Genomic DNA, 19,000 nt, shown 5'->3' with positions numbered 1-19,000 from the left:
CTGTGGGCTTTGGGCGGCGCCCGGCGGGCCGGCCTCGAAAAGGCGGCGTCTCCCTTACACTCACTGGACTTTTCGTTTGCCGGGAGAACCGCCCGCCCGGCAGCCCCTGATCTGCCCCATCGGTCCCGAAAGCGCGCCATGTCCACCGTCTTCAATTTCACCTTCGTTCCCTGGTTCCGCTCGGTGGCGCCCTATATCCACACGCACCGAGGCAAAACCTTTGTGGTGGGCATTGCCGGCGAGGCGATTGCCGCCGGCAAGCTGCAGCACATTGCCCAGGATCTGGCGCTGATCCAGAGCATGGGCGTGAAAATCGTCCTGGTGCACGGCTTTCGCCCGCAGGTCAACGACCAGCTCAAGGCCAAAGGCCATACGCCCAAATACTCCCACGGCATGCGCATCACCGACGAAGTGGCGCTGGACAGCGCCCAGGAGGCCGCCGGCCAGCTGCGTTACGAGATTGAGGCCGCCTTCAGCCAGGGCCTGCCCAACACCCCGATGGCGGGCTCTACCGTGCGGGTGATTTCCGGCAACTTCCTCACGGCACGGCCGGTGGGCATTCTGGACGGCGTGGATTTCAAGCACTCAGGCATGGTGCGCAAGGTCGACACCGCCGCCATCGGCCGTGTGCTTGACTTCGGCGCCATGGTGCTGCTTTCGCCTTTCGGTTTTTCACCGACCGGCGAGGCCTTCAACCTGACGATGGAAGAAGTCGCCACCTCGGTGGCCATTGCCATGCAGGCCGACAAGCTGATTTTCCTGACCGAGATCCCGGGCATACGCATCCACCACGACCAGCCCGAAAGCGAAGACAACCCCATAGACACCGAGCTGCCGCTGGCTGCCGCCGAGAAGCTGCTGGCCGGCCTGCCCAACGGCGAGCGCCCCACCGACACGGCCTTTTACCTGCAGCACTGCGTCAAGGCCTGCAAGGCCGGTGTGGAGCGCAGCCACATCCTGCCCTTCGCGGTAGACGGCGCGCTGCTGCTCGAAATCTATGTGCACGACGGCATAGGCACCATGGTGATCGATGAAAAGCTCGAAGAGCTGCGAGAAGCCACCGGCGACGACGTGGGCGGTATCCTGCAGCTGATCGAGCCGTTTGAAAACGACGGCACGCTCGTCAAACGCAGCCGCACCGAGATCGAACGCGACGCGGCCAACTACAGTATCATCGAGCACGACGGCGTGATCTTTGCCTGCGCGGCGCTCTACCCTTACCCCGAGGCCAAGACGGCCGAGATGGCGGCGCTCACCGTGTCGCCGCAAAGCCAGGGCCAGGGCGACGGCGAGAAAATCCTCAAACGCATCGAGCAGCGCGCCCGCGCCGCCGGCCTGCAAAGCATTTTTGTGCTGACCACCCGCACCATGCACTGGTTCATCAAACGCGGTTTTGCCCAGGTCGACCCGGACTGGCTGCCGGAAGCCCGCAAGCGCAAATACAACTGGGACCGCAAAAGCCAGGTGCTGGTCAAGAAACTCAGCTAGTCGCAGGTGCCCGCAATGCTGACTTTCAGGGATGCGACCGTTGCTGACGCACCTGCACTGTACGAAGCCGAGCGGGCCACTGCCGGGATAACGGGCCACCTGGTGTCCGAACCCGACGAACTATCGCTGGCAAGTTTTGTGGACAGAATCAATGAATTGTCGGACGGACGGGGCAAATACCTCGTCGCCGAGAAAAGCGGCATCCTGGTTGGCCACGCAAGCCTGTGCCCCATGTTGCTGCGTAATACGGCCCACGTGGTGAAGCTGGATATTTGCGTCCATCCCGGCCACACCAGCCAAGGCCATGGACGAGCCATTTTGTCAGCGCTTGTGGAATGGGCACGCGGCCGCCCTGGCCCCCTGAAAATTGAGTTGCTGGTACGCTCCGTGAACGAACACGCGATCGCGTTATACCGGTCCGCCGGTTTCGCGGAGGAAGGGCGTCTTCGCAAGCGCGTGAGGCTCGCAGACGGGTCTTTCTGTGATGACCTGTGCATGGCCTTGTTTGTAGACCATCGTTCATAACCAACGAAAGGACCACCATGCTCCAGCTCCGTCCCAACTGCGAATGCTGCAACCGCGACCTGCCTGCCGAATCGCCCGATGCACGTATCTGCACCTTTGAATGCACGTTTTGCGCCGACTGCGTAAAAACCAAACTCCACGGCGTCTGCCCCAATTGCGGCGGTGAATTCACCGTGCGGCCGCGCCGCCCGGCCGATATGCTGGCCAAATACCCGCCGTCCAAAGAGCGCGTCTTCAAACCCCAGGGTTGCGGAGCGGCCTCATGAACACCACCACCTTGCTGCTCTTTTCCATCGTCGCGCTGGTCGCCATTGCCACGCCCGGCCCGACCGTCCTGCTGGCGCTGGCCAATGGTTCCCGCTACGGCGTGCGCCGCTCGGTGCCCGGCATGCTGGGCGCGGTTGTTTCTGATTTTGTGCTGGTAGGGGCGGTTGCCCTGGGCTTGGGTGCGCTGCTGGCAGCTTCGGAGTTCTGGTTCTCCGTGCTCAAGTGGGCCGGCGCGGTCTACCTGGCCTGGCTGGGCATTCGGCTGCTGCGCTCACGCGGCGGATTTGAGATTCCAGCGGAAGGCGCCGCCGGCACACAGCATGGCGGCCGGGCGATCTTCATGAAGTCTTTTCTGGTGGCGGTGACCAACCCCAAGGGTTACCTCTTTTGCTCCGCCCTGCTGCCGCAGTTCATCGACCCGGCGGCCGCCCAGGCGCCGCAGTACCTGGCCATTTCGCTGGTGTTTGCGGGCATCGATTTTTCCGTCATGTTTGCGTATGCCTTTATCGGCGCGAAAGCGATCCGCCTGCTCAAGGCCTCGGCCACGCGCTGGATAGACCGCGCCTGCGGCGGCGCCCTGCTGGCGCTGGCCGGTTCGCTGGCGTTTTACCGCCGCGCCAACACCTGAGCAGCTTCCTGCATCAGGCGCCATCGGTGCCTGATGCAGTCGGGCGAATCGGGCGGATTCTTCCCCGCAGTCCAATGCGCATGGACATTCCTGCTTAGTCCTGTAAACTGGCCCAGTCCTTTCACAGGACTTCACGCATCTCCCCGGCCAGGATCGTAGATACGCCGCTCCCCAGCGGCGCCACCCAGCACGATCCGTCGTTACTTTCACAGGAACATGGCCCATGTCACCCCTTACCAGCCTGAGCGCCCTTGATGCGCTCGCCAAAGCCGACGGCATAGAGGTCAAACGCCAGGAAGCATTGCTCAAAACCGGCGCCTTGCAAAACGCCATCCTCACGAGCGAAAACTTCTCCATCATTGCAACTGACGAAAAAGGCATCATCCAGCTCTTTAACGTCGGCGCCGAACGCATGCTGGGCTATATGGCGGCGGAAGTCGTCAACAAGATCAATCCCAGCGATATTCACGACCCGCAAGAGGTGATGGCCCGGGCACAGGCGCTAAGCCTGGAGCTCGCCACCACCATCACGCCGGGCTTTGAGGCGCTGGCCTTTAAAGCCTCGCGCGGCATTGAAGACATTTACGAGCTGACCTACATCTGCAAAGACGGCAGCCGCTTTCCGGCTATCGTGTCGATCACCGCGCTGCGTGACGACTTCGGTACCATCATTGGCTACCTGTTGATCGGCACCGACAACTCGGTGCGCAAGCAGGTGGAAGTAGCGTTGAAGGAATCGATGGCAGTGGCTGAAAAGGCCAACCTCGCCAAATCGGATTTCCTCTCCAGCATGAGCCACGAGCTGCGCACGCCGCTCAGCGCCATCCTCGGGTTTGCGCAGCTGATCGAGTCCGGCATGCCCGAACCCACGCCGTCGCAAAAGCGCAGCGTGGACCAGATCCTGCAAGCCGGCTGGTACCTGCTGGACCTGATCAATGAAATCCTGGACCTCGCGCTGATCGAGTCGGGCAAGCTGTCGCTGTCGCTGGAGCCTGTCTCACTTGCTGAAGTCATGCACGAATGCGAGACCATGATCGAGTCGCAGGCCGAAAAGCGCGGTATTGCCGTGAGCTTTCCGGTGCTGGGCTCGCCCGTCTTTGTCAACGTGGACCGCACCCGCCTCAAACAGGTGCTGATCAACCTGCTGTCCAATGCCATCAAATACAACACCGAGCGCGGCAAGGTGACGATCAAGTGCGCCGACCTCGCGCCCGGACGCGTCCGCATTTGCGTGGAAGACACCGGCGAAGGCCTGGCCCGGGAGAAGATCGAGCAGCTCTTTCAGCCTTTTAACCGCCTTGGGCAAGGAGCCAGCACCGAACAGGGAACAGGCATAGGCCTGGTCATGACCAAACGGCTGGTGGAGCTGATGGGCGGCGCCATCGGCGTGGAAAGCGCGGTAGGCAAAGGCAGCGTGTTCTGGATCGAGCTGAACGTCACCACCGGACAGGAGTTTTCGCCGGAGCTGCTTAATCTTGCGCTCGGGCCTGCGGTGCACGAGCCCGCTGACCCGCAAACCTGTACCGTGCTTTACGTTGAGGACAACCCCGCCAACCTGATGCTGGTGGAAGACCTGATCGCAAGGCGCGCGGACTTTCGCCTGCTGTCCGCACGAGACGGCATCAGCGGCATTGCCATTGCCAGGGCCTCGCTTCCGGACTTCGTCCTGATGGACATCAACCTTCCCGGCATCAGCGGCATCACGGCCATGAAAATCCTGTCGGAAGACCCTTTGACCCGGGATATTCCCGTGGTAGCGCTCAGCGCCAATGCCATGCCCCGCGACATTGAAAAAGGCCTGCAGGCCGGCTTCTTCCGTTACCTCACCAAGCCCATCAAGATCACCGAGTTCATGGAAACCCTGGACCTGATGTTCAAACTGGCAAAAGCAAAAACCGACCGGCTAACAGCCAAAGGAGTCACGCCATGAACACCGAATTCGACATCCTGAACGGCAGCATCCTGGTGGTGGACGACCAGCCCGTCAATGTGCAGTTGCTTGAGCAGTTGCTGGCAGGCGCCGGCTACACCCAGGTCAGATCCACCACCAACCCGCTCGAGGTGGCCGCCCTGCACGCGGAGCACCGCTATGACCTGATCCTGCTTGACCTCAAAATGCCCGGCATGGACGGCTTTCAGGTGATGGAAGCGCTCAAGGAAGACAAGCACGACAAATACCTCTCCGTCATCGTGCTGACTGCGGAGCCTGCCCACAAGCTGCGCGCCCTGCAGGCCGGCGCCAAGGACTTCATCAGCAAACCGTTTGACCTGGTCGAAGTCAAGACGCGCATCCACAACGCACTGGAAGTGCGCCTGCTGTATAAAAAACTCGAGAACTACAGCAAGCTGCTGGAACTGGCCATGCAGCAAAGCACGGCGGAGGCAGACGAAGCGCGCCTGCCGCAAACCGCCCGGGCTTGACCCGCGCTCAATGAAAGTCGCGGCTTGAAGTACCCAGCCGCCCCAGCAGCGGCGTGAGGTCTTCCAGCCGGCTCGCCACCAGGTTGCGCACCGCGCCGTAGCCTTTGGCCGTGCCGCTTTCCTCGCTGCGCTGCCACACGCCGTGAACCGCCAGCAGGCGCGAATGCAGCAGTTCGGCGCGCTGCTCTTCACGCAATGATTTCCACACAATGACATTGACCGGGCCGGTCTCGTCTTCCAGCGTCACAAAGATGGTGCCGTTGGCAGTTTGCGGTTGCTGGCGCACGGTGACGATGCCGCAGCCGGCGACCTCCTGCCCATCAGGCAAGGCATTGAGCTCGCTCGCAGTCAGCAGGCCGCGCCTGGCCAGGCGCTCGCGCAGCAAGGCCAGCGGGTGGCGGCGCAGGGTCAGGCCCGTGGCGTTGTAGTCAAACAGGATGTTCTCGCCTTCAGGCGTATCCGGCAGCGCCAGCGGCGTTTCATGCGTGGGAACGGACTTGAGCAGCAGCGGCGCCGGCTTGATGGCCGAGGCCTCCCAGACCTGCTGGCGCCGGTGGCCGGCCAGGGGCAGCAAGGCATCGGCCGCGGCCAGGGCGTTGACTTCCTGCGAGCCCAGTTGCGCGCGGGAGACCAGGTCTTCAGTCGAGGTGAAGGGCGCGTCTGCCCTCGCCTGCACCAGCCGCGTCACCGCCGCTTCAGACAGGCCTGCCACCAGGCGCAAACCCAGGCGAACGGCAGGCTGGTTCTCCTCGATACCCGGGTATTGCGGCAATGGCGTGTTCTCGGCGGGCTCCAGCGTGCAATCCCAGTCGCTGTGCATCACGTCCACCGCCCTCACCTCCACGCCGTGCCTGCGTGCGTCTTGCACCAGTTGTGCGGGGGCGTAAAAGCCCATGGGCTGCGAGTTGACCAGCGCTGCCAGAAAGCACGCGGGCTCGTGGCACTTGAGCCAGCAGCTGACGTACACCAGCTTGGCAAAACTGGCGGCGTGGCTTTCAGGAAAGCCGTAGTCACCAAATCCCCTGATCTGGCTGAAGATGCGCTCGGCGAACTCCGGCGCATAGCCGTTCTTCACCATGGCATTGACCAGCCGGCCGTGGTAATGGCCGACACCGCCCTTGCGCTTCCAGGCGGCCATGGAGCGGCGCAGGCCATCGGCCTCACCCGGCGTGAAGTCGGCCGCGATGATGGCGATCTGCATCACCTGCTCCTGGAAGATCGGGATGCCCAGGGTGCGTTCCAGTGCAGGGTCCAGCGCCGGGTATTCGGAAGGGACCTTGCCCTCCTTGCGTTTGACGTCGCGCGCCTTCAGGTAGGGGTGCACCATGCCGCCCTGGATGGGCCCGGGCCGCACGATGGCCACTTCCACCACCAGGTCGTAATAGTTGCGCGGCCGCAGGCGCGGCAGCATCGACATCTGTGCGCGGCTCTCGATCTGGAACACGCCGGTAGTGTCGGCCTCGCAGATCATGTCGTAGGTTTGTTCTTCCTCCAGCGGCAGGGTGTGCATTTCAAGGGGGATGTTGGGCCGCCGGATACGGTTCACCATCTCCAGGCAGCGCCTGATGGCCGACAGCATGCCCAGTGCCAGCACATCCACCTTCATCAGGCCTATGGCCTCCAGGTCGTCCTTGTCCCACTGGATGATGCGGCGGTCTTCCATCGAGGCCGGCTGCACCGGCACCAGCCGTGTCAGCTTGCCTTGCGTCAGCACAAAGCCGCCCACGTGCTGGCTCAGGTGGCGCGGAAAAGCCGGGCGCTCTTTTTCGCGTTTCTTGCGGTCGCCGGTTTCCGCGATCTCGTCTTTGGGCTCCGGATACACCGCCATCAGCAGGCGCGACAGCTGCAGCCATTGCAGCACCGGCCCGACATCCGCCTGCACCTCGGCCTCGCGGATTTTTTCTTCCATCACCTCGCTGCCGTCAAACCAGAAATGCTCTTTGGCGTAAAGCTCCACCGTGGCGGTATCTATGCCCAGGGCCTTGCCCACATCGCGCACGGCGCTGCGCGAGCGGTAGCTGATCACGGTGGCGGCAATGGCGGCGCGGTCATGGCCGTATTTTTCGTAGATGTACTGGATGACCTCTTCACGCCGCTCGTGCTCAAAGTCGACATCGATATCGGGCGGCTCCCGACGTTCACGGCTGATGAAACGCTCAAACAGCAAGTCACTTTCAGAGGGGTCTATGGCCGTGACTTCCAGGCAATAACAAACCGCCGAGTTGGCCGCCGAGCCGCGGCCCTGGCAAAGAATGTTCTCGCTGCGGGCAAAACGCACGATGTCACGCACCGTGATGAAGTACATCTCGTAGCCCAGTTCCTCGATCAGGGCCAGTTCCTTGCTCACCTGCCGCCGGATCTTGTGCGGAATGCGGCGCCGGTAGCGCTTTTGAGCGCCCTGCCAGGCCAGCCGCCGCAGGCAAAAGGCCGGCGTTTCGGCGGCAGGCACGATGTCTTCTTGCGGGTAGCGGTAGAGGTTGCGGATTTCATCGAGGTTGAAGCGGCAGCGGCCGGCCACCTCCAGCGTGGCGCCCAGCAGGTCGCGCGGGTAGACCTCGGCCAGTTTCATGCGGTGGCGCATGTGCGCCTCGGCATTGGCCTGCAGCTCAAAGCCGCATTCGTGCACGGTGCAACCCAGCTTGATGGCCGTCAGCACATCGTGCAGCGGCTTGCGCGAGCGGATGTGCATCAGCACATTGCCGGCCGCCACCAGCGCGATGCCAGTGCGCCGGCCGACTTCGCGCAGTTGCGCCAGCCGCAAGGCGTCGTCCATGCCCTGCAGCAACTCCACGGCCAGCCAGGCAGCGCCGCCAAAATGCGTGACAGCCCATTGGGCATGGGCGCACAGGGCTTCGCTGTCGATAGCGCCGGGCAAAGGCGAGAGCAGCACCTCGCAATGCGCCAGCACCGAAAAATCCGTCTCGCCCAGGGCTACGCGGTAGCTGCCCTTTTCAATTGTGTCGCCCACCTGGCGGGCGGTGGTGATGAACTCGCACAGGTTGCCCCAGCCTGTGGCGTTGTGCGGCAAGACCACCAGGCGAAAGGCTTCATGCCCGTTCTGCGCCTGCACCAGAAACTCTGCTCCGGGCAGCAGCTTGAAACCCGTCTTTTTGGCTGCCTCATGCGCGCGCACCACACCGGCCACCGAACACTCGTCGGTAATGGCAGCGGCGCGGTAACCCAGCTCGGCCGCTCGCTCCACCAGTTCCTGCGCATGCGAGGCGCCGCGCTGGAAGCTGAAGTTGCTCAACGCGTGCAGCTCCGCATAGTCGGGCAGCCGGAGGGTTTCTGACAGGTCATCGGGCAGCATGGCGGCGGCTCAGGCAAAAAAACCGTGCAAATACCAGTAATGCCGCTGCTGCGGCATGGCCTGGCCCTCCGGCGCGAGCAAAGCCAGCCGCACGCTGTAAATCCAGAGCAGGCTGCCCTGCTCGCTGCGGTAGATGTAGTAGTCGCGCATTGTGGGCGGCGTCTGGCGTTCAGCGTGCATCTGGTGCGCGCCTTCGCTGGGCGCCAGCCAGCCGGTGGCCTCCAGCCGCTGCGGCCCGGCCATCCGCGTCAGCTTGCCCTGGTAGACCGGCCTGTGGCCTTCAGTCGCCAGGCGCAGCGGCTCGGGCAGCAGCCAGCTGGGGTACAGGTCGTCGGCTTTGGCGAATGCAGGGCTGTTCAGCTGGCTTTCGATGCCCTTTTTCAACCCTTTTTTACTGTTCTTTCGGCCTGCAGCCCTTTGTAGATGAGCGTAAGCCACTATCGATTTAATAGCGCTTCTGGCGTTGACCCAGCGTTGCATGTGCTCAGGCCGGTGGTCCGCGCAAGGCTGCCAGGCCTGTACCTGCGCATCACCCAGCCTGGCGCTCAGGCGCTCGACCAGCTCCACCGCGCTGTCGCCCTGCTGCCGCGCCTCCATCAGCAGGCTGCCGGTGGCCGCCGCTGAATCGGCCAGCAGCTCAGTCGCCAGCGACTGCAGGCTCAGGCTGTGCACGGGCGCCGGGAGCTTTTGCTGCGCCAGGTGCTCGGCGATCAGGCGCGCCACATGGCGCAGGTCTTGCGCGGGCTGGGCGGTGCGGATCTCCAGCTCGCCCGTGGGCGGAACATCGCGGCGCGGGTCCAGGTGCCAGATGATTTTCAGGGCGCACAGCCCGCTCTGGCGCCCCAGCAGCCAGGCGTGCAGCTTGACCAGCAGGCGCTCAACGCCCGCCATGAGCGCGGGCGCGTGCGTCACCAGCGCGTTGAGCTCCAGCTTTTCCTCAAAGTGTTCAGGCAGCAGCAGCCATTCGTAGTCGTCAGGTGCGCTGCCGCGTGCGCGGTCCAGCGCCTCCAGCAGCTCGGCGCCAAAGCGCCGGGCCATGCCGTCGCGCGGCAGGCGCAGCAGGTCGTCCCAGTTGCGGCAGCCTATGCGCTCCAGCACGCCCAGGTGCGGGCGGGCGGCGCTCAAGGTGTGCATGGGGAGGTCAGCCACGCGTTTTTTCGCCGTGCCGGCCGGCCCTTCTTGCAGCCGAAGCCGGCCCAGCGCTATCAAAGATGTAGCGCCTTGCGCTCGCCCTATCTGGGCTACAGCCTGATTTGACTCAAAAAACTGGTTCACCCGCTGCTCCAGCAACTGCATCAGCCGCGCCAGCCCGCCAAACAGGCGCAGGCTGCCCGTCACGTCCATCAGCACCGCTTCATCGACCACCGCCACGCGCGGCGTGAAGCCCAGCGCCATGCTGGCCACCACCTGCTGCACCGCCGCGGCGTCTTGCGCCCAAGGCTGCGCCGCCTCAGTGGTGATCGAGATGCGCAATGCGATCCAGCAACGCATGGATGGGGCTCTGGGGTGAAGTGACAGGAAGCGAAACCAGCGAAGGCAGCAGCGCGGGGGCGAACTCCTCGCGTTTTTGCCGCGCCCTCTCACGGCTGGCGGCCAGCAAGGCTGACAGCCGGGCCGGCCGGGTGTCGAGCAGCAAGGGCGCCGCCAGGGGCGGGCCGCGGCGCTTGAGCACATCGACCCGCAAGTTGCCGGCCTCATTCACCGCCCCTTCAACCAGCAGGCGCAGTGGCGCGGGTGACGACTCATGCTGCGCCCGCAATGGCCTGAAGACAAACAGCAGCTTGTTGTGCGCATGGGCGGCGATCTGCAGGCGGCGCAGATGCGCGCTGCGCGCATCCGGCAACCAGGCCAGCACGCAGTGCACATCCTGGCATTGCAAGGCCTCACGCGTGGCCCAGAGCAGCGAGGGCGCGTCACCCGGTTTGCCGTGAATGCTGAGCATGCGCCCCATGTTGAGCCGGCGGGCGCCCAGCGCTGAGCCAAAAGGCAGGTACGGCGTGCCTGTCAGCACGGTCAGCTGCGCCGGCGCCTCTGCCTGCAAGGCTGCCAGGGCCGATGCAATCAGGCCCCATTCATGCACGCCAGCTTGCGGCTGAAGCACTTCAATCAATGCGCCGCGTGGCCAGCCGCCACCCGGCAAAACGCCGTCAAGCGCCGGATAACCCGTGGCCACCGTTTGCAGGCTGGCGCTGCCCAGTTCACCGGCGCGCCATACGTTGGCGAGGTCCGGCAAGGCGCGGTCGATGGCAGTTGACGAAAGCATGGGAACAAGTTCAAATCTGGATAAATACTGTATTTATGTACAGTATATTGCTGATTCAAACCTTGGCAAGCAGGGTAAATAACCGACCAAAACAGGAGCCCATGTGAGCGAGACACCTGCCCAAAAACCTTCCGGCACGAAGCGTGAACGCTACGCCATGCCCGGCTTCATCCAGGACGCGCTGGCATCCCAAAAACTGAAAGCGGCTTATGACGCCCGCCCGCCTTATCAGCAGAACGACTACATCGGCTGGATCACCCGGGCCAAGCTGCCCGCCACACGCGACAAGCGGCTGGCGCAGATGCTGGCCGAGCTTCACAAAGGCGACGTTTATATGAACATGGTCTGGCGCGCAAAGCCGTAAACCCATAAAACCGGAAGGCCCCGCAGAAATCAGGTACCTGCGCGCCAGAAACGCATGTCCGGAACCGGCGTGCGCTGGGCAGCGGCCAGGCCTACTCTTGGAAGACCGGTGCTTGCCACCTCATTCCAGGACATTTGATGACTAACAGATTGCATAACAAACGCGCGCTGATTACAGGCGGCACCTCAGGCATTGGCCTTGAAACGGCCAAACAGTTTTTGGCCGAAGGCGCCAGGGTCATGGTGACCGGATCCAGCGAAGAATCACTGGACGAAGCGCGCCGGCAACTCGGCAGCGACGCCCTCTTCTTAATCTTTTCAAAAACCGACGCAGGCAATCTGGCCGAGCAGAAAAAACTCGCTCAACTGGTGGAGGACTCTTTTGGCCAGCTCGATGTGGCTTTTCTCAACGCGGGCATTGGCGTCTTCATGCCGCTGGATGCCTGGGACGAAGCGGCGTTTGACCGCTCCCTGGCCGTCAACCTCAAAGGGCCCTTCTTTTTGCTGCAGGCTTTGCTGGGCACTTTTGCCAACCCGGCCTCCATCATCCTGAATGCCTCAGTGAACGCGCATCTGGGCGTGCCTGCCTCCAGCGTCTACTCCATGACCAAAGCCGGCATGATTTCGCTGGCCAAAACGCTGTCGGGTGAGCTGATCGGCAGGGGCATACGGGTCAACACCGTGAGCCCTGGCACCGTCACCACGCCCATCTACGGCAAGCTGGGTCTGCCTGACGAAGCATTGCAGCAAATGAAAGACGGGCTCATCGCGTTGACGCCGGCGCACCGCTTTGGTTTGCCGGTGGAAATTGCCAAGGCCGTGGTGTTTCTGGCATCCGATGAATCCACCTACGCCGTCGGCAGTGAATTCATCCTGGACGGCGGCCTGACGATCGCCTGACCCGCAAAAAGGCGCGCAGGTTTTACCGCTTGCGCGCCAGGCGGGCCACCAGCAACAGGCCCACGGCCGCAATCGCCACAAAGCACAGGAAAGACCAGTTGGCGATGGAGCCGCCCAGGAAGGTCCAGTCAATCTTGGTGCAGTCGCCGCTGCCCTTGAAGATCATGGGAATGGCGCGTTTGAGCGGAAAGGTTTCGATCATTCCGTAGAAGTCGCGCCCGCAAGAAGCGATTTCAGGCGGATACCACTGCAGAAAGCTTTGGCGGGCTGCCACAAAAGCGCCAAAACCGGCCAGCAGCACCATCAGGCCAGAGCCCACCATCAGCGTCCCCCGGCTCTTTGCGATGGCCGTGATGCCGGCCACCACCGCCACCAGCACGAGGGCGTAACGCTGCACGATGCACATGGGGCAAGGCTCCAGGCCGACCACATGCTGCAAATACAGGCCAAACGCCAGCATGGCCACACAGGCAACAGCCACCAAAGCCAGCACACGGCGCGGCATGGCATCGAAATACGTCAAAAGCATCAGGAACCCTCTTTTTTTCTGAATTGGCGTGAACGTGATTGTGAATTGTCCGATGGTTCGTGAGTCTGGACCGGCATAAGTTCCTTCGGTCAACAAAATCAGGGCCAATCTTTGTCTTTTTGCTGCCGGGTTTCAGGGCGTCTTGCCCGCATTTGTCCTACAGGCGCGGTGAATCAGCGCGCGTAAATTTCAGGCACCACACCAAGGAGATGTCATGGAAATACACCGCGGCCGTCTGGTCGACCACATTCATCTACGGGCCCACGACCTGGCGGCCAGCAAGCGCTTTTACCGCGCCGTGCTGCAATCGCTGAACAAGACGCAGGCCATCATTGAAGACGAGGGCTATTTTTCAGCCGACGAGTTGTGGATAGACCAGGCCGACGGCCCCACTTCGCACGTCCACCTGGCCTTCCGGGCCAAAGATCACGCAGAGGTCAAAGCCTTTTACGAAGCCGCCCTGGCCGCCGGCGGCACCGACAACGGCGCGCCGGGCGAGCGCAAATACCACCCCGGCTACTACGCCGCCTTTGTGCTGGACCCGGACGGAAACAACATCGAGGCCGTGTACCACGGGCCCTTCACGGCATCGGCAGAGTCGGTGGTAATCAAGCCGGCTTGATCAGGCGCCGGGTAAGCGAGGGGCTGCGGCTGACGGCAAAATGCAGAGTCCGCCGCCGTCAGCGGCATTGCCATCGCAAAGCCTTTTGCCTCAAGGAGCCGCCATGTGCCGCAACATCAAGACCTTGTTCAACTTTGAGCCGCCCGCCACAGAACTGGAAATCCGTGACGCTTCACTGCAGTTCATCAGAAAGCTCAGCGGATTTAACGTACCGTCCAAAGCCAACGAGGCTGCGTTTGACCGCGCAGTGGAAGAAGTTGCGGCCTCAGCTCGCGTTTTGATTCGCTCACTGGTGACGAATGCCGAGCCTCGCAACCGGGAGGTTGAGGCCGAACGGGCGCGCGCTAGGTCGGCGCTGAGGTTTGGTTCAAGCCAGTGAGCGAAGCGCTCTCAGGCCTCAGCTCTCCACAAACACCCTCGCCTTGCGCGGCGTCACGACCAGCATGTCGCCTTCGCGCAAACCCATTTCCTTGAACTGCTGCGAAGGCATCTGGGCTTCGATGATGGCGTCGCCGGACACATTGCCTTTTTGTTCGTAGCCTTCGGCGGGAATCAGCTCCAGCCGCGCGATGGGGCCGATCACGATGGCGCGCTCCAGGTGGGCCACGATGCCTTCGGCGCCGGGCGCATAACGCTGCACCTCCAGGTCGTGCGGGCGCACATAGGCAAAGGCCTTGGCGTCTTGCGCGCTCGCGTGTTCGGGGGCGTTCAGGCGCAGGCCCTCGAGTTGCACCTCGCCTTCATGCGCGCGGCCGTGGAACAGGTTGACGTCGCCCAGAAAGCCATAGACAAAGGGGCTGGCCGGATGGTCCCAGACATCTTGCGGCGAGCCGATCTGCTCGACCTTGCCGGAATTCATCAACACCACGCGGTCGGCCACTTCCAGCGCTTCTTCCTGGTCGTGCGTCACAAAAATGCTGGTGACGTGCAGGTCGTCGTGCAGGCGGCGCAGCCAGCGGCGCAATTCCTTGCGCACCTTGGCGTCGAGTGCGCCAAAGGGTTCGTCAAGCAGCAGCACCTTGGGTTCGACCGCCAGCGCGCGCGCCAGGGCAATACGCTGGCGCTGCCCGCCCGAGAGCTGCGACGGAAAGCGGTCGGCCAGCCAGTCAAGCTGCACGAGGTTGAGCAGCGAGTGCACTTTTTCCTTGATCTGCGCTTCGCTGGGCCTCAGGCCGCGGGGCTTCACGCGCAGGCCGAAGGCCACGTTTTCAAAGACCGTCATGTGGCGGAACAGCGCGTAGTGCTGGAAGACGAAACCGACCTGGCGTTCGCGCACATGCACATCGGTGGTGTCTTCGCCGCTGAAGAGGATGCTGCCGCGGTCGGCGGTTTCAAGGCCGGCGATGATGCGCAGCAGCGTGGTCTTGCCGCAGCCCGAGGGGCCGAGCAAGGCGACCAGTTCGCCCGATTCAATGTCCAGGCTCACGTCGCCCAGCGCCTGGAAGTCGCCAAAATGTTTGCTGACGTTGCGGATTTCGATACTCATGATGTGTTCCTTTAGCGGGCGGCGGCCACGGCAGCCTGGGGCTGCGGGCGTTCGGGCGGCAAATCAGCCGCGGCTTTCATATCTGCTTCGTGGCGCCATTCGGCCACCGACTTGATGACCAGCGTGACCAGCGCCAGGATGGCCAGCAACGAGGCCACGGCAAAGGCGGCCACCGACTGGTATTCGTTGTACAAAATCTCGACGTGCAGCGGCAGCGTGTTGGTCTGCCCACGAATGTGGCCGGAGACCACCGAGACCGCGCCAAATTCACCCATGGCCCGCGCATTGCACAAGATCACGCCGTAGATCAGGCCCCACTTGATATTGGGCAGCGTGACATGCCAGAAGGTCTGCCAGCCGGTCGCGCCCAGCACGATGGCGGCCTGCTCTTCGTCGTTGCCTTGCGCCTGCATCAGCGGAATCAGCTCACGCGCAATAAACGGGAAAGTCACAAACACGGTAGCCAGCACGATGCCGGGCACGGCAAAAATGATCTTGATGTCATGCGCCAGCAGCCAGGGCCCAAACCAGCCCTGCGCGCCGAAGATCAGCACGTAGATCAGGCCGGCCACCACGGGCGACACCGAGAATGGCAAATCCACCAGCGTCGTCAGCACCGATTTGCCGCGGAACTCGTACTTGGCAATCGCCCAGGCGGCGGCCACGCCAAAGACCAGATTGAGCGGCACGGAAATCGCTGCGGCAATCAGGGTGAGCTTGATGGCAGACCAGGCGTCGGGCTCCTGCAGCGCGGCGAGGTAAGCGCCAAAACCTTTGCGCAGGGCCTCGGTAAAGACGGCGGCCAGCGGAAGGATCAGGAACAGCACGACAAAGGTCAGCGCCACTGTGATGAGCGTATAGCGCACCCACGGTGATTCGGTCGTGCCGGCTGTGACACGGCGAACAGGCTGGTTTAAGGGGCCGCTCATGCCGGTGCCCCTGCGTTGCGGCGCTGCCAGGCTTGCAGGCCGTTGATGACGAGCAGCAGCACAAACGACACCAGCAGCATGACCACCGCCACGGCGGTGGCGCCGGCGTAGTCGTACTGCTCGAGCTTTCCGATGATGATGAGCGGCGTGATTTCAGAAATCATGGGCATGTTGCCGGCGATAAAAATGACCGAGCCGTATTCACCGATTGCACGTGCGAATGCCATGGCAAAACCGGTGAGCAACGCGGGCGTGATATGCGGCAGGATGACCTTGGTGAAGATTTGCAAGCGCGTGGCGCCCAGCGAGGTGGCGGCTTCTTCGAGTTCTTTCTCGGCATCTTCAAGCACCGGCTGCACCGTGCGCACCACAAACGGCAGGCCGATAAAGATGAGCGCAATCACGACGCCCGCAGGCGTGAAGGCCAGCTTGATGCCCATGGGCTCCAGGTACTGGCCGATCCAGCCGTTGCCGGCCAGCAAGGCTGTGAGTGAAATGCCGGCCACGGCGGTGGGCAGCGCAAAAGGCAAATCCACCAGCGCATCGACAATTTTTTTGCCTGGAAACTTGTAGCGCACCAGCACCCAGGCCAGCAGCAGGCCAAACACCAGGTTCACCAGCGCTGCAATCAGCGACGCACCGAAAGTCAGCCGGTAAGACGCCAGCACACGCGGTGAGGTCACGGCGGTAACGAACTGGTCCCAGCTGAGCGTGAAGGTTTTGAAAAACAGCGCTGAGACCGGGATCAGCACAATCAGGCTGAGGTACAGCACGGTGTAACCCAGCGTGAGGCGGAAACCGGGCAACACCCGTTTGGCCGCCCTTTTACTACCCGCAGGGATACCCGGCGCCACCGCGGATGGCGGCGCCACAGAAGACAAGGCAGTCATGGTGAAAAGGCTTACTTGACGGTGTACAGCTTGTCGAACTGCCCGCCGTCGTTGAAGTGCACTTTTTGTGCTTCACCCAGGCTGCCGAAGACGTCTTGCACCGTGAAGAGTTGCAGCGGCTTGAAGGTGCTGGCGTATTTCTTCAGCACGGTTTGCGAACGTGGGCGCAGCGCGTGGCGAGCGGCGATTTCCTGGCCTTCTTCAGAGTAGAGGTAGTTCAGGTAAGCCTTGGCCAGGTCTGCCGTGCCCTTCTTGGCCACGGTGCGTTCAACCACGGCGACCGGGTTTTCGGCCACGATGCTGATGGACGGGTAAACCGCGTCGACCTTGCCTTCGCCGAACTCCTTGTTGACCGACAGCACTTCGGATTCAAAGGTGATCAGCACATCGCCGATATTGCGTTGCAGGAACACGGTGGTCGCGTCGCGCCCGCCTTTGCCCAGCACCGGCACGTTTTTGTAGAGCTTGCCGACAAACTCGGCGGCTTGCGCGTCGGTTCCGCCCTTCTTCTTGGCGTAACCCCAGGCGGCCAGATAGGCGTAGCGGCCGTTGCCACCTGTCTTGGGGTTGACCACGATGACCTGGATGCCTGGCTTGATCAAATCATCCCAGTCCTTGATGCCCTTGGGGTTGCCGTTACGCACCAGGAACAGCATGGTGGAGGTGGTGGGCGAAGCGTTGTCCGGAAACTTCTTGGTCCAGTCCTTGGCGACCACACCGGCGTTGGCCAGGAAGTCCACGTCGGTCGAGGTGTTCATGGTGACGACGTCGGCGTCCAGGCCGTCGGCCACGGAACGCGCTACCGCGCTGGAGCCGGCGTGCGACTGGTCTACCTTGACGTCTTTGCCGGTGGTCTTCTTGTAGTTGGCGATAAAGGCTGCGTTGTAGTCTTTGTAGAACTCGCGCGCCACGTCATACGAGCCGTTGAGCAGCGTTTGGGTTTGCGCCGAGGTCACACCGGGGAAACCTGCGCTTGTTGCCAAAGCCAGAGTTGCAAGCGCGATTTTGAGTTTTGAAGAAGTCATGCCGTTTCCAGGGATCCAAAAGAAGAAGATGAAGAGGTGCTCGGAGAAGAAAAATCAAGGCGGCTGGCCGAAAGGGATGAGTCGCCTGCCAGGGATTGCAACAGCGCAATGCCCAGTGGCCATTCGCCATGGCCCGATTCGACATTGATGTGCCCCGCATCCTGCAGGCGCACAAACTCGCTGCCCCAGGCGCGGGCATAAGCGCCGGCCAGGCGCACCGGACAGTAAGGGTCGTTGCTGCTGGCCACCAGCACGCTGCGGTAAGGCAGTTTTTGATAAGGCACGGGGGCGAAATCGCTCAGCACAGCGCGGCGCTCAGGGTCGGCCGGCGCCACCAGCAACGCGCCCTGGATACGTTCCGCGGCTTCCGGCGGCAAGTGCGTCGTCGCAATGCAGCCCAGGCTGTGCGCCACGATCACCACCGGCTCGTTTTGCAGCAGGATGGTGTTGGACAGCGTTGCCACCCAGGACTTGCGTGAAGGCGTGATCCAGTCGTCCTGCCGCACGCGCACCGCATTGCTCAGGCGTTCGGCCCACAGGCTTTGCCAGTGGCCGGGGCCGGAGTCGCGCCAGCCGGGGACGATGATGAAGCGCACTGTGCGTGAACCCGCTTCGGCTTACTTGTTCGGCTGCGGCGTCACGCGCAGATAAGGCTTGATGGCCTTAAAGCCCTTGGGAAAGCGCTGGGCAAGCTCAGCCGGATCCTGCAGGCTCGGCACGATGATCACGTCGTCGCCGTCTTTCCAGTTCACCGGCGTGGCGACCTTGTAGCCGTCGGTCAGTTGCAGCGAGTCGATGACGCGCAGGATCTCGTCAAAGTTGCGGCCCGTGCTGGCGGGATAGGTGAAGGTGGTGCGGATGACCTTTTTCGGGTCAATGATGAACACGCTGCGCACGGTAGCCGTGGGGCCGGTGCTCAGGGCATTGGGGTGAATCATGTCGTACAGATTGGCCACCTTGCGGTCCGCATCCGCCAGGATGGGGAAGTTCACCGTGGTGTTCTGCGTTTCGTTGATGTCGTTCACCCATTTGCCGTGGGATTCGAGCGGGTCGACGCTGATGGCAATGGGTTTGACGTTGCGCTTGGCGAACTCGCCGCCCAAAGCCGCGGTTTTGCCAAGTTCGGTGGTGCAAACAGGGGTGAAATCTGCAGGGTGCGAGAACAGCACAACCCATGAATCGCCCGCCCACTGGTGGAAATCAATCTTGCCGGCGGTGGAGTCCTGGGTGAAGTCGGGGGCGGTGTCGCCGAGTCTGAGAGTAGCCATCTGTCGCTCCTTGAATTGCTTGATCAAAGCATTGTGGGGAGCAAGCGTTAAAACTCAAAAGAATATATAGCTCTTAATTTATTTGT

The 19,000-nt window shown here is 62.5% G+C and carries 20 protein-coding genes; 10 read left to right on the top strand and 10 right to left on the bottom strand.

The window, feature by feature from the left end; all coding sequences use genetic code 11:
- The first annotated feature begins 138 nt into the window (after nt 1–138).
- From argA to BM408_RS21290, 6 genes are all read left to right on the top strand, one after another.
- A complete protein-coding gene (gene argA, locus BM408_RS21315; protein WP_092132595.1) occupies nt 139–1,488 on the top strand; it encodes an amino-acid N-acetyltransferase in 1,350 nt (449 codons plus the stop codon).
- 15 nt (nt 1,489–1,503) lie between these two features.
- Nucleotides 1,504–2,013 (top strand): GNAT family N-acetyltransferase, encoded by a 510-nt coding sequence (locus BM408_RS21310; protein ID WP_092132593.1) that lies wholly within the window; start codon nt 1,504–1,506, stop codon nt 2,011–2,013.
- Nucleotides 2,014–2,030: 17 nt separating this feature from the next.
- Nucleotides 2,031–2,279 carry a DUF1272 domain-containing protein gene (locus tag BM408_RS21305; RefSeq protein WP_092132592.1) on the top strand — a complete coding sequence of 83 codons (249 nt, stop codon included), beginning with the start codon at nt 2,031–2,033 and terminating at the stop codon, nt 2,277–2,279.
- Nucleotides 2,276–2,908 carry a LysE family translocator gene (locus tag BM408_RS21300; RefSeq protein WP_092132590.1) on the top strand — a complete coding sequence of 211 codons (633 nt, stop codon included), beginning with the start codon at nt 2,276–2,278 and terminating at the stop codon, nt 2,906–2,908. The genes BM408_RS21305 and BM408_RS21300 overlap by 4 nt, the downstream gene beginning before the upstream one ends.
- Before the next feature lie 223 nt (nt 2,909–3,131).
- Entirely contained in the window at nt 3,132–4,838 is a 1,707-nt protein-coding gene (locus BM408_RS21295; RefSeq protein ID WP_092132589.1) for a hybrid sensor histidine kinase/response regulator, read from the top strand.
- Nucleotides 4,835–5,329 (top strand): response regulator, encoded by a 495-nt coding sequence (locus BM408_RS21290; RefSeq protein ID WP_092132587.1) that lies wholly within the window; start codon nt 4,835–4,837, stop codon nt 5,327–5,329. Before BM408_RS21295 ends, BM408_RS21290 begins: the two co-directional genes overlap by 4 nt.
- Nucleotides 5,330–5,336: 7 nt before the next feature.
- On the opposite strand, the gene BM408_RS21285 is transcribed toward BM408_RS21290, so the two are convergent.
- Genes BM408_RS21285 through imuA form a run of 3 tightly spaced genes read right to left on the bottom strand, consistent with a single transcriptional unit; the run spans nt 5,337 to nt 10,902 of the window.
- Nucleotides 5,337–8,639 (bottom strand): error-prone DNA polymerase, encoded by a 3,303-nt coding sequence (locus tag BM408_RS21285; protein WP_092132586.1) that lies wholly within the window; start codon nt 8,637–8,639, stop codon nt 5,337–5,339.
- Nucleotides 8,640–8,648: 9 nt separating this feature from the next.
- Nucleotides 8,649–10,130, bottom strand: a complete 1,482-nt coding sequence (locus tag BM408_RS21280; RefSeq protein ID WP_092132584.1) for a Y-family DNA polymerase — start codon at nt 10,128–10,130, stop codon at nt 8,649–8,651.
- Nucleotides 10,090–10,902, bottom strand: coding sequence for a translesion DNA synthesis-associated protein ImuA (gene imuA, locus BM408_RS21275; protein ID WP_092132583.1), 813 nt, complete (start codon nt 10,900–10,902; stop codon nt 10,090–10,092). Before imuA ends, BM408_RS21280 begins: the two co-directional genes overlap by 41 nt.
- 103 nt (nt 10,903–11,005) lie before the next feature.
- On the opposite strand from imuA, the gene BM408_RS21270 reads away from it, so the two are divergent.
- Complete coding sequence (locus tag BM408_RS21270; protein ID WP_092132581.1) at nt 11,006–11,266, top strand: YdeI/OmpD-associated family protein; 261 nt, start codon at nt 11,006–11,008, stop codon at nt 11,264–11,266.
- Nucleotides 11,267–11,403: 137 nt separating this feature from the next.
- The gene (locus BM408_RS21265) at nt 11,404–12,165 is read left to right on the top strand and encodes an SDR family oxidoreductase (protein ID WP_092132579.1); all 762 of its coding nucleotides are present in this window, start codon (nt 11,404–11,406) and stop codon (nt 12,163–12,165) included.
- Between the two features lie 22 nt (nt 12,166–12,187).
- Here BM408_RS21265 and BM408_RS21260 read toward each other — a convergent pair whose 3' ends face one another.
- A complete protein-coding gene (locus tag BM408_RS21260) occupies nt 12,188–12,694 on the bottom strand; it encodes a disulfide bond formation protein B (protein ID WP_092132578.1) in 507 nt (168 codons plus the stop codon).
- Nucleotides 12,695–12,908: 214 nt separating this feature from the next.
- Between BM408_RS21260 and BM408_RS21255 the strand changes: the two genes are divergently transcribed.
- Together BM408_RS21255 and BM408_RS21250 are read left to right on the top strand one after the other, a co-directional pair.
- Nucleotides 12,909–13,316, top strand: a complete 408-nt coding sequence (locus BM408_RS21255; RefSeq protein ID WP_092132576.1) for a VOC family protein — start codon at nt 12,909–12,911, stop codon at nt 13,314–13,316.
- A 103-nt stretch (nt 13,317–13,419) separates the two neighbouring features.
- Nucleotides 13,420–13,695 carry a DUF2277 domain-containing protein gene (locus tag BM408_RS21250; protein WP_092132575.1) on the top strand — a complete coding sequence of 92 codons (276 nt, stop codon included), beginning with the start codon at nt 13,420–13,422 and terminating at the stop codon, nt 13,693–13,695.
- An 18-nt stretch (nt 13,696–13,713) separates the two neighbouring features.
- Here BM408_RS21250 and BM408_RS21245 read toward each other — a convergent pair whose 3' ends face one another.
- From BM408_RS21245 to BM408_RS21220, 6 genes are read right to left on the bottom strand one after another with little or no spacing between them, the layout of a single operon-like run.
- Nucleotides 13,714–14,802 carry a sulfate/molybdate ABC transporter ATP-binding protein gene (locus BM408_RS21245; protein ID WP_092132573.1) on the bottom strand — a complete coding sequence of 363 codons (1,089 nt, stop codon included), beginning with the start codon at nt 14,800–14,802 and terminating at the stop codon, nt 13,714–13,716.
- Nucleotides 14,803–14,813: 11 nt separating this feature from the next.
- Complete coding sequence (gene cysW, locus BM408_RS21240) at nt 14,814–15,731, bottom strand: sulfate ABC transporter permease subunit CysW (RefSeq protein ID WP_092132572.1); 918 nt, start codon at nt 15,729–15,731, stop codon at nt 14,814–14,816.
- The gene (gene cysT / locus BM408_RS21235) at nt 15,728–16,621 is read right to left on the bottom strand and encodes a sulfate ABC transporter permease subunit CysT (protein ID WP_092132570.1); all 894 of its coding nucleotides are present in this window, start codon (nt 16,619–16,621) and stop codon (nt 15,728–15,730) included. The genes cysW and cysT overlap by 4 nt, the downstream gene beginning before the upstream one ends.
- A gap of 11 nt (nt 16,622–16,632) precedes the next feature.
- The gene (locus BM408_RS21230) at nt 16,633–17,646 is read right to left on the bottom strand and encodes a sulfate ABC transporter substrate-binding protein (RefSeq protein WP_092132569.1); all 1,014 of its coding nucleotides are present in this window, start codon (nt 17,644–17,646) and stop codon (nt 16,633–16,635) included.
- Nucleotides 17,643–18,242, bottom strand: coding sequence for an RBBP9/YdeN family alpha/beta hydrolase (locus BM408_RS21225; protein WP_092132567.1), 600 nt, complete (start codon nt 18,240–18,242; stop codon nt 17,643–17,645). The genes BM408_RS21230 and BM408_RS21225 overlap by 4 nt, the downstream gene beginning before the upstream one ends.
- A 21-nt stretch (nt 18,243–18,263) precedes the next feature.
- Complete coding sequence (locus BM408_RS21220; protein WP_092132565.1) at nt 18,264–18,914, bottom strand: peroxiredoxin; 651 nt, start codon at nt 18,912–18,914, stop codon at nt 18,264–18,266.
- Between the last annotated feature and the right edge of the window lie 86 nt (nt 18,915–19,000).

This window comes from Polaromonas sp. YR568 (assembly GCF_900116715.1).
GTDB lineage: Bacteria > Pseudomonadota > Gammaproteobacteria > Burkholderiales > Burkholderiaceae_C > Polaromonas.
This window is presented reverse-complemented; position numbering and strand designations above follow the sequence as displayed.